Origin of the sequence: Flavobacterium rarum (SeqCode) (genome assembly GCF_965234445.1) — a bacterium.
Lineage (GTDB): Bacteria > Bacteroidota > Bacteroidia > Flavobacteriales > Flavobacteriaceae > Flavobacterium > Flavobacterium rarum.
Genome location: NZ_OZ248479.1, coordinates 156,063 through 172,358 on the forward strand (window position 1 = coordinate 156,063; position 16,296 = coordinate 172,358).

Below are 16,296 nucleotides of genomic sequence, written 5' to 3' on the forward strand. Positions count from 1 at the left end.
TAATTTATAGATTAACTTATATTTAAAATCTGCGAATCTGCGGCATAACAACTCATACGTTTGTCTTGGGGAGAGAGTTTGGGTTGAGGATAAATAATTGGACTAATTTATATATGTGTTTGGCATTAGTATCCTATTAAAGATTCAAAATCGTATTGGATTATTTCTTTTTTGGTCTAAAAAGAACAACATTGAACAAAATTTTTTCTAATTTTACTAAAAACTAGAAATCATGTTATCAAAAAATATCGAAACCGCGCTGAACAAACAAATCCGTATCGAAGCAGAATCTTCTCAAACCTATTTATCCATGGCATGTTGGGCTGAAGTAAGCGGGCTTGAAGGTATTGCACAGTTTATGTATGCACAATCTGATGAAGAACGTATGCATATGCTTAAGTTGATCAAATATGTAAATGAACGTGGTGGTCATGCACAAGTTACCGATTTGAAAGCTCCAAAAACAACTTACGAAACCTTCAAAGGAATGTTTGAAGCATTATACCAACACGAAATTTTTGTTTCGGAATCGATAAATGAATTGGTTCATATTACTTTTGAAGAGAAAGATTATGCAACTCATAATTTCTTGCAATGGTATGTAGCCGAGCAAATTGAAGAAGAAGCAACTGCCAAATCCATTCTAGACAAAATTAACTTGATTGGTGATGACAAAGGTGGATTGTATCTTTTTGATCGTGACATTCAGCAAGTGGCAATAGCTAGTGCTGCTAAACCAGCCAAATAATTAAGAGAAACCTTCTTAAATATAAAACCTAAAATGTTTGAATTGCATTTTGGGTTTTTTTTAGCTCAAAAAATGTTAAAGTTTATTTAGAATAGATAAAAATAATATACATTTGCGTTGGTTATTAATTCTTTACACATTGAGCAAGAAAGAAAAAGAAAAGAGTAAGAAAAAGGATAAAAAAGAAATCCTTAAAAAAATAAAAGTCGCAGAAAACTGCAAGTCAAAGTGCTGTGACAAATTTAAAAAAGGTGAAAACAAACGTTGTGGTCGTTGTCCGATGTTTGATTTGTTTAAAAAAACAGCTTAGTTTTTAGTTTGCACTTTTTGTATTTGTAATGCTAAAAGTTGACCATTTTTAATGTTTTTTATTTATTTAAAAAAATACCCCTGCAATAGTTAATTTATAGTAATGAAAAAAAGAGTCTCATATGGACTCTTTTTTTTTGTGAATAATACAAAACCATAGCTAACGGTTTCAACCGTTGGAGATAGACAATAGAAAACCTGATTTTAAAATTTGATCAGCATAATGATTCCCGCGGTTGAAAGCTTGGGCTATAGTTAAAATACGGACAATACTAAAAAAAGAGTCTCATGTGGACTCTTTTTTTTTGATCTTAAAATTGCAAACCTACTTCCCTAATAACATGATTTCATTAACAACTACTTCTGTGATATAGCGTTTTTCACCATTTTTGTCCTCGTAGCTTCTGTGGGTTAGTTTGCCATCTATAGCGATTTGTTTGCCTTTGGTCACGAATTTTTCAATAATCTCAGCCGTTTTACCCCAAGCAACAACTGTATGCCATTCGGTTTGGTCTACTCGTTCCCCTTTGTCATTTTTGTAACTGTCGTTGGTAGCGATAGTCAAATTGGCTAATTTTTTTCCTCCCTCAAAAGATTTGATGATTGGATCATTCCCTACGTTTCCGATTAATTGTACTTTGTTTTTCATGGCGTGTAAAATTTAAATGTTAGTGTGTATATGATTTTTATTGAAATTGAAATTGACATTGCTATTGTAACTGCTCTGTTTCATTTCTACTTGGCAAAGATGCGATGACATCCAAAAGTTATTCGGTTGCTAACTACTTACTTTCGGTTGTAATTATTTGTAACCGTTTGTAAATGGGAAATTTTGATTATATTTGGGAGTTACTTACAAAATTATGATTTACGAAAGTTGAATTGTCTCCTGCTTTAATTGAAGGAAAAAATAATAATGAAAGTATTGGCTATATCCAAATTATTATACATTTTGGCTATAGCTATTAAGAAACAAATATTCATATTCCTCCAGCTAAAGCAGGAGGCAATTGAATCTTGTTCCATCAAAATCTGAAAGAGTAAGAATTCGATTTGAAAATGGTTTTAAAGATATAATTGTAACCGATTGTGACACTAAAAAAGTAGAAATATTAATTTATGAAGTTAATTTTTTAATTCAAAAAACATAAAACCATAAACCCTAATTAGCCCTGACAGAGCCGATATCCTCGTAACGCAGTGAAGAGATAAAGGTGAAAGCAGGAACCCATACCGACAAATAAAGCCCAATAATTCGCTCTTAAAAACAATGCTGATTTAAATCAATTATTCACCTAAAATTTCCCACTATGCAAACCAAAATAAAAAAAGTAGAATTGCGAAATTTAGCTTTTGAGGATTACAGACAGCTCAAAAATTCTATGGTGGAATCGTATCCAGAAATGGCAGATTCCTATTGGCGTGCCAATGATATTGAAAAACTATTGAGTGTCTTTCCCGAAGGACAATTGGTAATTTTGGTCGATGGAAAAGTTGTAGGCTCTGCCCTATCTCTGATTGTCGACGAAAAACTGATTGATAAAAAACACAATTATTTACAAGTTATAGGTGATTATTCGTTTTCGACGCATAATTCTCAAGGAGAAATATTATATGGGATCGATGTTTTCATTCATCCTCAGTATCGTGGATTACGTTTGGGCAGGCGTTTGTATGATGCCCGAAAAGAATTGTGCGAACAGTTGAATCTGAAAGCGATTGTTTTTGCTGGGCGTATTCCAAGTTACGGCCAATACGCCGATAAAATGACACCCAAAAAATACATAGAGAAAGTAAAAAGCAAACAATTGCATGATCCAGTGCTTTCGTTTCAATTGAGTAATGAATTTCATGTGTTGCGAATCATGAAAAATTATTTGGCTGGCGATGAAGATTCTAAAGAATTTGCGGTCTTACTAGAGTGGAACAACATCTATTTTGACGAAAGTCCGAGGTTGATAAACACCGAGAAAAATGTAATTCGGCTTGGGTTGATTCAGTGGCAAATGCGCTCACTGGGCAATCTGGAAGCATTATTTGAACAATCGGAATTTTTTATTGATGTAGTTTCTGGATACACTTGTGATTTTGCAGTATTTCCCGAATTATTCATTGCTCCATTAATGGCTGATTACAATCATTTGACCGAAGCCGAGGCGATTCGGGAATTGGCCAAACACTCTGAACCTATTCGGAAACGGTTTCAGGAATTGGCAATTTCGTATAATATCAATATCATTTCAGGAAGCATGCCGTATCTGGAAAATGGAAATTTATACAATGTTGGATTTTTGTGCAAAAGAGATGGAACTTCGGAAATGTATACCAAAATCCACATTACTCCAAACGAAGCACAACATTGGGGAATGAAAGGCGGGTCGGAAATCAAAACTTTTGACACCGATTGTGGCAAAATAGGTATTATGATTTGTTATGATGTCGAGTTCCCTGAAGTTGCGAGAATAATGGCCGACGAAGGAATGAATATTCTATTTGTGCCTTTCTTGACCGATACTCAAAACGCCTACATTCGGGTGAAGCACTGTGCACAAGCCCGAGCGATAGAAAACGAGTGTTATGTAGCCATTGCTGGTTGTGTGGGGAATTTGCCCAAAGTAAACAATATGGACATTCAATATGCGCAAGCAGCGGTTTTTACACCTTCGGATTTTGCGTTTCCGAGTAATGGTATCAAAGCCGAAGCCACACCGAATACCGAAATGACTTTGATTGTAGATGTCGATTTGCGATTGTTGAAAGAATTGCACGAACATGGAAGCGTACGAATCCTGAAAGACCGAAGAACGGATTTGTATGAAATAAAAAAGATTGAGAATTGAGGGGAATGACTTAATATTAGCCACGGATTAAACTGATAGAACGGATTCTAAACGGATAAATTAGCCACAGATTAAAAAGATTCGCAAAGATTCTACTAAAATTAGAAGGAATCAGTACTAAACTGTTAAACCCATTTCATCCGTGACCTTTTTAAAAGTGTGGATAGACAACAGGAAGCCAAATTAACTATTAGTACCTACTATTTTGACTCCAAAAAAATGAAATAACGTTGAATATAAAACGATAATATTATGAAAACCTGCCTTGAATGTGGAGATGCAATTGTAGGTCGTGAAGACAAAAAATTTTGCAGCGATGGTTGCCGAAATGCTTACAATAACAAAATAAATAAGGATAGTACGAATTATATGCGCAATATCAACAACAAATTGCGTAAAAATTACCGAATTTTGTCGGAACTGAATGTGGAGGGAAAATCAAAAACAACTCGTACCAAGCTAATGAGTAAGGGTTTTGATTTTGAGTTTTTCACCAATATTCTGAATACCAAAACGGGGAATACCTACTATTTCCTGTATGACCAAGGCTATATGGTTTTGGACAATGATTATTATATGCTCGTTAAAAAAGATATTTAATACCTACAAATAATGAAAAAGAATTATTCCTCAATTATAACTGTTGTCATCATCCTTGGGATTCTGGGGTTTTTATTTGCAACCTTAATGCCTTCGTGGTCACCAAATGAGGACAAAAAAGTTACGGAGTTTTCAACTAGCAGAGCCTTGGAACACATCAACGCAATTGCCAAACAACCACATTATGTAGGCACCAAAAACCACGAGGTTGTGGCCAATTATATCATCAAAGAATTGCAAAAACTGGGGCTGGAAACTACAATTCAAGAAGGCTTTACGCTGAGTGATTGGGGGAATTTAGTAAAATCCAAAAACATAATGTGCCGCATCGAAGGGACTAAAAACACCAAAGCATTGCTCCTGCTCTCGCATTATGACAGTGCACCACATTCGGTTTCGCACGGAGCGAGTGACGATGCGTCGGGAGTGGCGACTATTCTGGAAGGGGTACGTGCCTTTTTGAATGCCAAAACCAAGCACCAAAACGACATCATTATACTTTTTACCGATGCAGAAGAATTGGGATTGAATGGCGCCGCGCTTTTTGTTACTGAACATCAATGGGCCAAAGAAGTCGGATTGGTATTGAATTTTGAAGCCCGCGGTTCTTCAGGACCGAGTTATATGCTGATGGAAACCAACAAAGGAAATGCTGGTTTGGTCAAAGAATTTGCCAAAGCAGGTGCTACCTATCCGGTTTCTAATTCATTGATGTACAGCATTTACAAAATGTTACCAAATGATACCGATTTAACGGTTTTTAGAGAGCAAGGTGACATTCAAGGATTTAATTTTGCTTTTATCGACGACCATTTTAATTATCATACTGCTCAAGATGATGTGGCACATTTGGACAAAAGCACCTTGAAACACCAAGGTTCGTATTTGATGCCGTTGCTGAATTATTTCTCCAACGCTGATTTAAATGCTACAACTTCGACAACCGATGATGTGTATTTTACAATTCCGTTTACGTTTATCAGTTATCCTTTTGACTGGGTGCTACCGATGACGCTTATCGCTGCTGCTTTACTAATCATTTTAGTTTTTTTGGGCAAAGCCAAAAGAATGCTCAAAGGCAATGATATTATGAAAGGTTTCTTTCCGTTTTTGGGTGCTTTGATTTTTACGGGATTGATTACCTTTTACGGCTGGAAAGGGTTACTGTTATTGAATCCGCAATACAATGATTTACTTAATGGGTTTACCTATAATGGACACGATTATATTGCTGCCTTTGTATTCTTAAGCCTTTCGATTTGTTTTTTCTTTTACCAGATAGTCTCCAAGCCAAAAGTGACGATGAACCATTATGTGATTCCGCTATTGTTTTGGATTGTGCTGAATGGGTTTCTTGCCAACAGTTTGCAAGGCGCAGGATTCTTGATTATTCCAGTGTATTTTGGACTGGTTGCTTTTGCGTTTTTTGTGTTTAGCCAAAGATCCAATTGGATTGTAAACCTCATTTGTGCAATTCCCGCCTTGTTGATTATTGCTCCGTTTATTCAAATGTTCCCTGTAGGTTTAGGATTGAAAGTGTTGTTTGGTAGCGCTATTTTGACTGTTTTGGCATTTACTTTACTCTTGCCAATTTTTGGGGCTTTCACAAAAAAAGGAACTTGGTCTTTGATGCTGTTTATAATTGCGATAGTCTTTTTGGTAAAAGCACAGTATAATTCAGGATATGAGCATGGCAAAGCCAAATCAAACAGTTTGGTGTATCTGTATAATGCCGATACCAACAAAGCCAATTGGGTCACTTATGACACCAATCTGGATTCTTGGACAAAAGGTTATTTGGGCGAAAATCCAAAACAAGCAAAAACATGGAATGATCTAAAGTTGTTTAGTAAATACCAGTCCGAATTCACGTATGCTGCCGAAGCGCCAAACAAAGGGATCGCAAAACCAACCATTACTTTTTTGCAAGACAGTGTGGTAGGCTTTAAAAGATTTTTGAAGATAAAAATTACCCCAAACCGAAAAGTCAATCGCTATGATATTTTTGCCGATGAAATTATGACGTTTTTCAATTTCAAAGCCAATGGCGTGACTACTTTGGGGCAAAAAGGAACAGAATTAGAAAGAAATGGCAAAAAACTTTTGAGTTATTATGTCGTTAATAACGAACCGCTAGTTTTGCAATTTACACTAAACAGAGCCACTGTACTGAATATGGATGTGATGGAAAGTTCTTTTGATTTGATGACCAATCCACTATTTGCCATGAACCCAAGAGAAAGCTGGATGATGCCAACACCTTTTGTTTTGAACGATGCGGTGGTCATTCGACAAAAAATAAAACCAACTCCAAAAATCGTTGCGGCTGTTGTGAATCCTAGGTTAATACAATCAATTTTGAAGGATAGTTTGACGGTGGTCAAGGATAGTTTGAAGTTGAAATAATTAAAAAAAATCTGGAAACTGCTCAGTATCAGAAATCTCAGCACGAATTTCACTAATTAGCATTAATTCTTAATTTGATTTTCACAAAAATTACACGAATCCATTGGAATGCGGTTATTAATTCGTGTAAATTCGTGAAATTCGTGTTTTATTTTATAAAAATTATACCAAATGCCTACATAATAACCCGTTGGGTGTAATTGTTTTTTTACCACATAGAAGCATAGAATTTATAGCTTTTGAAAAGAGTTTGATAGATGTTTTACTTTTCACATAGTCAATCTATGTGAAAAATAGTGCTATTTTCTATTCTTTCTTTAATTACGAGTTGTAAATCTATGTATCTATGCGGTTTATTTTTTATTTGAACGGAATTACACCCAACGGGTTACATAATATAGTCCAATCATATTTTTGTCACATCGAGCGAAGTCAAGATGCAACATGGGTTCTTGACTCCGCTCGAACTGATGAATTGGGCTATTTTATAAATAGTACCGGTATTACATGTTTTGTTCGGGGTGTGGAATTGTCACAGAGTCTGTTATGATTCGGATTAGTTCCATTTAAAATCACCGATATAAACTATGTTATTTTTACCATTAAAGCATTAATATTAATAGACTTAATGGTAATTTTGTTTAATCTCTTTTTTGCAACAAACTTATTTTATTACTTTAACTGATAAAATAAGTTACAATTAAAAAACAAATATTTAACACTTTTAATTTAATTATTTGTAAATTTAAATTTGCAAACTAAGTAGAATAATACTACATTTGACAGTGCTGTTTTATCTTATTAAAACAACTTAAAAAGACCCCACTTTTTAACATTTGACCTACCACATAGCCATGCCAATAATGGTCATTACTTATTTATTCTTTTTCTAACAGTTAAAGTCAAAACAGTAAGACGAATGACAAACAACCGCAATCGAAAAACATTAAAAAACATTAAAAAATGAAAAAAATCGTAATTCTTTTAATATGTATTTTAGGCTTTCAATTTAGCTTTGGTCAAACCAATACTGAAGATTTAGCCAAAAAACTGGCCAATCCAGTAGCTTCCTTAATTTCACTCCCTTTGCAAAATAATATTGATTACGGCATTGGCCCTTTGAAAGGTTCTCGATATACTTTGAATATTCAACCTGTAATTCCTATGGGTATCTCAAAGGATTTGAATCTAATTACAAGAATAATCGTTCCTATAGTTTCCCAATACAATATTACGGGAATTGGCGAGCACCAATCAGGAATGTCGGATATCGTTGCCAGTGCATTTTTATCGCCAAAAGAATCCAAAAACGGGTTTACTTGGGGAGCTGGACCTGTATTACTGTTGCCAACAGGAACCAATGATTTTTTGACTGCCAAAAAATTCGGGGCTGGCCCAACAGTGGTGGTACTTGAACAAACAGGAGGCTGGACTTATGGTTCTTTAATCAATCAAATTTGGAGTGTGTCGGGAGATGAAAAACGTCCAGATATTAGTCAGATGTATATGAATCCATTTGTAAGTTTCAATTGGAAATCGGGTGCAGGAATTACAGCTCAATTAGAATGGACCGAAAATTGGGTACAAAACAGTACCACACTTTATTTTGAGCCTATGTTTTCTGGACTTACTTCATTTGGGACTCAAAAAGTGAGTTTCGCCGTTGGCCCAAGAATTAATGTCGCATCACCTGAAGCAACGCAGAGCAAATTTGGACTAAGAGCATCTGTAGTGCTTCTGTTTCCAAAATAAATGTATAAACAAAATGTTCGATTATGAAATCGCCATTAGTAACAAGTTTGCGCAGCAATTGAATAATCATCGAATTCCGATGAAAATAAAATATTGTGAGATAAACACCAATAAATAAAAAGGCGATACCATATATGACCTATGACAAATAAATTTTACATATATGAAAAAATGGCTTTCATTTCTGCTTGTTATTTTAAGTTTACAACTTAAAGCCCAAAACACCAAAATATTAGATTCCATTTCGTTTTATGGAATGATTCGCGTGCAACTGGGTTTTTTTGACAATAAAATACAACTTCAAGAGAACTCCCCCAGAATAGGTACTTTCTTAAACAGAAAAATAGATGACCAATGGTCTGTAAATGGGAAAATTGAAATCGGACTTCATTTTATTGATGGTGTGGATTTCAATAACGACGCCAATTCGACCGTTGAATTTGCTTCAAATCCTTTTTCGAAAGCGGATGTTTTAAGTTCGCGTTTGGCTTATGTTGGCGTCCAGCACCAAAAATGGGGAAGTTTGTCTATCGGAAAGCAGTGGGGTGTTTATTATGACATTGGTTTTTATACCGATAATTTTTCGCTCTTTGGAGGTTCTGCGCACGGTATCTATGCCGGCGGGACGGACGGTGGTTGGAAAGGAACAGGTAGAGCCGATAATGCCATACAATATCGCAATCGATGGGGTGCTTTTCAAGTTGGTATCCAAACCCAATTATTTGGAGACACGGAATCCTTTGGTGTTTCGGGACAATACGGTATCAATAAAAATTTAACCATCGGAACAGCTTACAACACGGTTAAAATTCCACCCAAAATACAGGAATTTGTTGAAGGAATCGCATCCAATTCAAGTAATTTCTTGGCGGGGATTAAATACAATAACGGCAAATATTATGGTGCGGCCACTTTTTCGATTAATGATGATGCCATTGCCAAAAAAAGAGGATACCAGTGTGATTTCCGCTCCTACTAACGGGTATGAAGTTTCTTTGGGTTATATTCCCAATACGAAATGGTCTTTTGAAGGAGGTCTCAACATTATAGATTCCAAAGAGGATGTCATATTAAACAACAACAAGTATCAATTAATGCATTATATTTTGGGAACCAATTATTTTATTACGCCCAAAACACGGTTGTACTTAATGGGGCGTTATAGCCATTCCGATTACGCCCAAGTCAAGGACAATTATAATGTATTGGCTCTCGGGTTTCGATACAATTTTGATCACGGTAAAAACTTTAATTAATTCAAAATTTTTTAATTATGAAAAAAGTTCTTTTAACACTCTTTGCGGCAACCCTATTGTTGGTTTCCTGTAAAAAAAATGAAGCAAGCACCACAACAACTACTGAAAACGGTGCAACCGTATATTACAATGGTGATATACTTACGATGGAAGGCGAAAAGGCCAATTATGCCGAAGCGGTAGTCGTAAAAGACGGAAAAATTACTTTCACGGGTAGCAAAGACGAAGCGATGAAACAAGCCGGAGAAGGACATTCCATGGTTGATCTGGAAGGAAAAACGATGATGCCGGGATTTGTGGAACCTCATGTACACCCATCCATTGCGGCTTCTATTTTGCCAAACGAAATTATTGCCCCTTACGATTGGGTATTGCCGACAGAAACCAAAAAAGGGGTTATTGGGCACGATGCATACATCAAGGCATTGACAGAATCGGTTCAAAAAAATGCCAAAGCAGGTGAGGTGTATTGGGTATGGGGATACCATCAATTATGGCACGGCGATTTGAATCGAGACATGTTGAACAAAATTTCTCCCGACAAACCCATTGCCGTATTGCATCGTTCCTTTCACGAAGTCTTTTTGAACGACAAAGCCATAGAATTAATGCAAATAAAAGAGGCAGATTTTAAAGGAAATCCACAGGTAGAATGGAAAAGAGGCCACTTTTTTGAAGGAGGATGGTTAGGATTGGTTCCAAAAATTGCGCAATGGTTTATTGTACCTACCCGATATTCCAAAGGTTTGGAATTAATGAGCCAACTGATCCAGAAAAATGGAATAACAACAGTAGCCGAACCAGGTTTTCCAAGTTCTGATTTTGATATGGAGTATAGTTTACTTAAAAAAGAAATGGATAAAAACCCTCCCTACTCGGTTTATCTTATTCCTAGCGGTACACAATTGTATGGCATGAAAGGGAATAGCAATGAAAAAGCAGAAGCGTTTATGGAAGAATTGCCTGCAAAATACAATACAACGAATATTATGTTTTTACCCAAACAGGTAAAACTGTTTTCGGACGGGGCAATCTATTCTCAATTGATGCGTATGGAAGGCGGTTATACCGATGGACACCAAGGCGAATGGATGACCCCTTTGGATTTGTTGAAAGCGCAAGTGAAGTTTTACTGGGATGCCGGTTATAAAATTCACGTTCACTCCAATGGCGACCAAGGCATTCAACAAGTGCTGGATTATTTAGTCGAAAACGAGAAAGCCAATCCTAGAAAAGACCATCGATTTACCCTGCATCACATGGGTTACTTCTCCGATAAACAAGCACAGCAAATACAAGGCTTGGGTATTGAAGCTTCTGTTAACCCTTATTATTTGTGGGCTTTGGCCGATAAATATTCCGAGAAAGGATTGGGTAAAGAGAGAGGCGAAAATTTAGTTCGAATCAAATCATTGACCAGCCGAGGAGTTCCGGTATCTTTCCACTCGGATTTTGCGATGGCGCCTATTGAACCATTAACACTGGCTTGGACCGCCATCAACAGGGTAACATCACAAAACAGTAAATTTTCGCAAGACCAACGGATTGATGCGTACCTGGCTTTGAAAGGAATTACGATTACCGCAGCTAGAACCTTGAATTTAGAAAATGAAATAGGTTCCATAAAAACGGGAAAAACTGCCGATTTCACGATTCTTGCCGAAAATCCTTTGAAAATTGATCCTTTAAAAATCAAAGACATTAAAGTCCTTGCAACCGTTTTTCACGGCAAACGATTTGATAATCCTAAACAATAAATTAGGAACTATACTAAAGCTTGGGCAAATGTAACTTTGCCCAAGTTTATTTTTATTTAATTCCAAAAGAGTCAAAAATTTGAATTCTAATGTTAAAATAGTAGAATAATGAAGCTAAAATTGATTGTAATTTCAATACTTTTTCCGGCCTTTTTCATAGCCTGCCAGAGTAAAAAATCCGAAGATAAAAAAACTCCAATTGCCGACATAAAAACAGCTGCGATACAAGATATGATTCCGTACACTGTAGCCCAAAATTATTTTGTGAAAAATACGGTCGATTCCATTGCAAATCCAAAAATTGAAACCGAAGAAGCATTCAAAACCTATTTTGGTTTCGCCACCACAATGGGCAAAAACGGGAAACCCACTGCTGTAGATTTTGCAAAAGAATTTGCTATTGCCCTAGTGCTTCCCAAAACTGACGTTGCCACTACCATCGTACCGGTTTCCCTAAAAAAAGGAAGCGATGATTCAGTAGTGTTTCAATACAAAATAGAATTGGGAGACAAACAATCCTACACCAGCCGACCTTTTTTACTGGTGGTCGTTGACAAAAAGTTTGATGGCAATGTAAGTTTGAAGCTCGTAAAGTAAAAAAAATGAATGTAACATCGGTACAGTAGTTGAAAACTGAATACCAACCCAAAGAGTAATTAATTAACTAATATTTTAACTATGAAAATCAATTTTAGTATTTTATTGTTTTTTTTATTGTTTTTTTCTATTGGCAGTGCCCAAGAACTAACCAAAAAAGAAAAAAGGAAAGCCAAAAAAGAAGCACCACCACAAAAAGGTTCTGTTTATTTCACGCCGCTTCCTGTACTTAGTTCAAACCCTTCTTTTGGGTTTATGTATGGCGTTGCTTCCTCTACAAGCTGGTTTATGGGAGACCCAAAGACAACCAACATTTCTTCTTTATTTGCCGGAGTCACATTAACCACCAAAGGGCAAACCCTGATAACCGCAAAAGCCACTGCTTTCTCGGAAGACAATGACTTTAAATTGGATTTGGATTGGCGTTTTTTAAATAGTTCCCAAGGTTCTTATGGCTTAGGCTCTGGCCCTTCTTCCAATAAATTGACATCTACCGGATTTGAGTATGATGATTTGGGGGCATTTTCAGCACCAATAGACGAAGTTCAAATGCTGGAATTTCAATGGATTCGATTTTATCAAACCCTAACCAAAAAAATTGCTAAAGGAACGTATGTTGGACTAGGCTATCATTTAGATATTTTAAGTAATTTTAAAGACAATCTTTTAGATTTATCAGCTACACCGCCTGTTATTACTAGTTTTTACGCTTACAATTCCAAATATGGCTTTTCAAATGATAAAAACACCCTTTCTGGAATTTCTTTAAATGGAATTTATGATACCCGAGACAATATAAATTCGACTTATAAAGGGAAATATGCTCAATTAACTTTTAGAGTGAATCCTACTTTTTTGGGGAGCGATAAAAATTCCACTTCCTTATGGGCAGAATATAGAGATTACTTTGACTTAACGAAAAACCATAAAAACATGTTGGCTTTTTGGGCATATGGTAGCTTTCAAACTTCAGGGAGTCTGCCCTATATGAATTTACCGGGTATCGGTTACGATCAATATAGCAGTTCCGGTAGAGGATATACACAAGGGAAAATAAGAGGGCAAGAGTTGTTTTATACCGAATTGGAGTATCGTAGAAAATTATTCGGTACCGAAAAAAATCCCGATCAATGGGGAATAGCAATTTTTGGAAACCTAACTACGGCAACCAACAAGGATGCCGGTATAACATTATTTGAAAATATTGACCCAGCTGGTGGCGCAGGCATTCGATTTATGGTAAACCCTAAATCCAGAACCACTCTGTGCTTGGATTATTCCGTTGGGAAATATAATTCATCCGGTATTTATTTGGGTTTAAACGAATTTTTTTAAATTAAAACAAACGGACAAGTCGAGCAACGAATTACAAAGTAGGCAATTTTAAAAAACTTAAACAATGACAACACTTATTAATCAGCTATCAAAAACCATCAAACATTGGTATATCCCAATGATTATTGGTATTTTATTTGTTTTATTTGGTATATACATATTTACCACACCATTAGAAACTTACGTTACGCTTTCCGTATTTTTCAGTTTTTCTTTTATTGTTTCTGGCATTTTTGATATTTATTTTTCTATACAGAACAAAGATTCTTTACCCGGTTGGGGTTGGTATCTTGTAAGCGGCCTATTAACTTTAGTGATAGGTGTTTATTTAATAAGTAATCCCTTGACTTCACTTACAGTGCTTCCTTTCTTTGTAGGGTTTACAATGCTTTTCAGGTCATTTCAATTATTAGGCTATTCGTTTGATTTAAGAAATCTAAAAATATTGAAATGGGGAAATCTAGCCATAATAAGTGTATTAGGGATAATATTTGCATTTATTTTAATATCTAACCCACTGTTTGCAGGCTTTTCTATCGTAATTGTAACTGCATTAACCTTCCTTTCTGTAGGTATTTCTTCTGTCATATTATCTTTTAATTTAAAAAAAATAAAAGATTTTCCAGATAAAATATCTTCCGAATTAAAAAATAAAATATCCGCTATTCAAGAAGAAATAAATGAACAAACCAATGCGGGTAAATAATTACAAAGTAAAAGGTTCGTTTTCATGAAATTTTTAAACGAGTTTATAAGTACCGTATTGAAATACGATCTCTAAATTTTTTTTGAAAATTAAAATTACATGATTCTATAATAGAGACACACAAAGAAATTTTGAATGGCACTTGGAAATGCCCAGAATTGGTAGAAGTTAAAAAATAATTTTAAGTGTAACATTAATTAGTTTATGAAAAAATCAATTGTAAGTTTTTTTGCCATAGCACTGCTTTTGCTAGGGTGCAAAAAAGAAGGGAAAAGTGAAGCTGCTCCAACTGATTCAGGTGCTGCTACCGTTTATTATAACGGAGACATTATTACTATGGAAGGTAACGAACCCGCTTATGCAGATGCAGTAGTAGTTAAAAATGGCAAAATACTATTTGTAGGTAAGGAAGACGAAGCGATGCAACAAGCGGGTGAAGGTCACAATATGGTTGATTTAGAAGGCAAAACTTTGATGCCTGGTTTAATTGATCCGCATTTGCATCCCAATCTTGGGGCAATGATTTTGAATACCAAGTTTGCTACACCTTTTGATTGGAGTTTTCCATGGGGAAATGTAAAAGCCGTGAGAGGACATGAAGCATTTATAGCCAAAGTAAAAGAGTATGAAGCGGAATTAAAAGACCCTATAGAACCCCTTGTGGTTTGGGGATTTATGGAGCCTTTTCATGGCGATATCTCTCGTAAAGAGCTTGACGGAATTTCATCTACTAGACCTATTATGATATGGCAATATTCAGCACATGTTATGTGGTTAAATACAGCTGGTTTGAAATATTTGAAAATAACCGAGAAAGAAACCAAAGGAAACAGTCAGATAGATTATGCCGCCGGAAAATTTGTGGAAGCAGGATTTTTCAATGTTGTAGTTCCGAAATGGGCTCCTACCATCAGAAATGATGAAGTAATGAAAACCAATATGTTAAAACTTCGTGACCTTGTACATATGGGTGGACTTACTACCATTGGCGATATGGGTACTGGTTCATCGGGAGAACTTTGGGGCGATCTTAAATACATGAAGAATAATTTGGAAAACGATAAAACACCTTTCCGTATGCAATTTACCCCCGATGTAAACACTTTGAACTTAGTAAATGGCGGTAATTTTGAAAAAACGTTTGCCGACGTAAAAGAATTTGGCAAGAAATATTCACCACATATTATAATAGACCATGCCATAAAACTTTATGCCGATGGGGCATTTTTTGGTCAAAATTTTCAAGTTTTAGCACCAGGATATTTGGACGGACACAGTGGTGAATGGATTATGACCCCTAAAAATTTGAATGAAGCCATGAGATTTTGGTGGAACAAAGGTTATCCTATTCATATTCATTGCAATGGTAGTTTGGGATTAGAAACCATCTTAGATGAATTAGAAAAATTGCAAAAAGAATTGCCAAAATTAAAACAAAGACTCACCATCGAGCATTTTGGGGAATCTAAACCAGAGCAATCTGCTCGTATTGCAAAATTAGGAGCGGTTGTGTCAGCTAATCCCTATTATCTCTATTCTATGGGCGATAAATATGTAGCCGAAACCGTTCTTGGTCAAGAAAGAGGTTCGGAAATGGTTCGTTTGGGTTCATTGGTTAAAAACAAAGTGAAGTTTGCGCTACATTCCGATTTTACGATGGCTCCTATTCAACCTCTTTTATTGGCTTGGATTGCCACCAATCGTGTAACGGCCGATGGTACTTTGATGGCACCACAAGAAAGAGTATCGGCTTATGATGCATTAAAAGGTATAACTATCAATGCCGCTGATTTAATGCAATTGGATAAAATTACGGGATCTATAAAAGTGGGTAAAAAAGCGGATTTCGTAATCCTTGCCGAGAATCCTTTAAAGATAGACCCAATGAAAATAAAGGATATTAAAATTCTTGAAACGGTCTTTGAAGGTAAATCATTTCCAATAAAAAATCAATAAATAAAATGGCATTCTAAGTTTGAAACAAGTAAAA

The 16,296-nt window shown here is 35.7% G+C and carries 14 protein-coding genes; 13 read left to right on the plus strand and 1 reads right to left on the minus strand.

Translation table 11 applies throughout. From position 1 onward, the window contains the following. Window positions 1–232 precede the first annotated feature (232 nt). Together AC8GF4_RS00605 and AC8GF4_RS00610 are read left to right on the plus strand one after the other, a co-directional pair. Window positions 233–748, plus strand: coding sequence for a ferritin (locus tag AC8GF4_RS00605; RefSeq protein ID WP_506591746.1), 516 nt, complete (start codon window positions 233–235; stop codon window positions 746–748). Between the two features lie 139 nt (window positions 749–887). After that, a complete protein-coding gene (locus AC8GF4_RS00610) occupies window positions 888–1,058 on the plus strand; it encodes a hypothetical protein (RefSeq protein ID WP_506591748.1) in 171 nt (56 codons plus the stop codon). A gap of 324 nt (window positions 1,059–1,382) precedes the next feature. On the opposite strand, the gene AC8GF4_RS00615 is transcribed toward AC8GF4_RS00610, so the two are convergent. Continuing rightward, the gene (locus AC8GF4_RS00615) at window positions 1,383–1,706 is read right to left on the minus strand and encodes a single-stranded DNA-binding protein (protein WP_506591750.1); all 324 of its coding nucleotides are present in this window, start codon (window positions 1,704–1,706) and stop codon (window positions 1,383–1,385) included. A gap of 661 nt (window positions 1,707–2,367) precedes the next feature. Here AC8GF4_RS00615 and AC8GF4_RS00620 point away from each other — a divergent pair. The 11 genes from AC8GF4_RS00620 (at window position 2,368) to AC8GF4_RS00670 (ending at window position 16,262) form a co-directional block, all read left to right on the plus strand. Beyond that, window positions 2,368–3,897 carry a GNAT family N-acetyltransferase gene (locus AC8GF4_RS00620; RefSeq protein WP_506591752.1) on the plus strand — a complete coding sequence of 510 codons (1,530 nt, stop codon included), beginning with the start codon at window positions 2,368–2,370 and terminating at the stop codon, window positions 3,895–3,897. A 252-nt stretch (window positions 3,898–4,149) separates the two neighbouring features. Continuing rightward, window positions 4,150–4,497, plus strand: a complete 348-nt coding sequence (locus AC8GF4_RS00625) for a hypothetical protein (RefSeq protein WP_506591754.1) — start codon at window positions 4,150–4,152, stop codon at window positions 4,495–4,497. Window positions 4,498–4,509: 12 nt separating this feature from the next. Further along, complete coding sequence (locus AC8GF4_RS00630) at window positions 4,510–6,903, plus strand: M20/M25/M40 family metallo-hydrolase (protein ID WP_506591756.1); 2,394 nt, start codon at window positions 4,510–4,512, stop codon at window positions 6,901–6,903. Window positions 6,904–7,866: 963 nt separating this feature from the next. Next, complete coding sequence (locus AC8GF4_RS00635; protein WP_506591758.1) at window positions 7,867–8,655, plus strand: transporter; 789 nt, start codon at window positions 7,867–7,869, stop codon at window positions 8,653–8,655. Between the two features lie 163 nt (window positions 8,656–8,818). Further along, window positions 8,819–9,634: a porin gene (locus AC8GF4_RS00640; RefSeq protein WP_506591760.1), complete on the plus strand. Its 816-nt coding sequence runs from the start codon at window positions 8,819–8,821 to the stop codon at window positions 9,632–9,634. After that, complete coding sequence (locus AC8GF4_RS00645; RefSeq protein WP_506591762.1) at window positions 9,591–9,911, plus strand: hypothetical protein; 321 nt, start codon at window positions 9,591–9,593, stop codon at window positions 9,909–9,911. Before AC8GF4_RS00640 ends, AC8GF4_RS00645 begins: the two co-directional genes overlap by 44 nt. Window positions 9,912–9,928: 17 nt before the next feature. Beyond that, window positions 9,929–11,668 (plus strand): amidohydrolase, encoded by a 1,740-nt coding sequence (locus AC8GF4_RS00650; RefSeq protein WP_506591764.1) that lies wholly within the window; start codon window positions 9,929–9,931, stop codon window positions 11,666–11,668. A gap of 108 nt (window positions 11,669–11,776) precedes the next feature. Further along, complete coding sequence (locus AC8GF4_RS00655; RefSeq protein ID WP_506591766.1) at window positions 11,777–12,265, plus strand: hypothetical protein; 489 nt, start codon at window positions 11,777–11,779, stop codon at window positions 12,263–12,265. A gap of 81 nt (window positions 12,266–12,346) precedes the next feature. After that, a complete protein-coding gene (locus AC8GF4_RS00660; RefSeq protein ID WP_506591768.1) occupies window positions 12,347–13,600 on the plus strand; it encodes a BamA/TamA family outer membrane protein in 1,254 nt (417 codons plus the stop codon). A gap of 64 nt (window positions 13,601–13,664) precedes the next feature. Next, window positions 13,665–14,306 (plus strand): HdeD family acid-resistance protein, encoded by a 642-nt coding sequence (locus AC8GF4_RS00665; protein WP_506591770.1) that lies wholly within the window; start codon window positions 13,665–13,667, stop codon window positions 14,304–14,306. 204 nt (window positions 14,307–14,510) lie between these two features. Continuing rightward, window positions 14,511–16,262, plus strand: a complete 1,752-nt coding sequence (locus AC8GF4_RS00670; protein ID WP_506591772.1) for an amidohydrolase — start codon at window positions 14,511–14,513, stop codon at window positions 16,260–16,262. The last annotated feature ends 34 nt before the right edge of the window (window positions 16,263–16,296 follow it).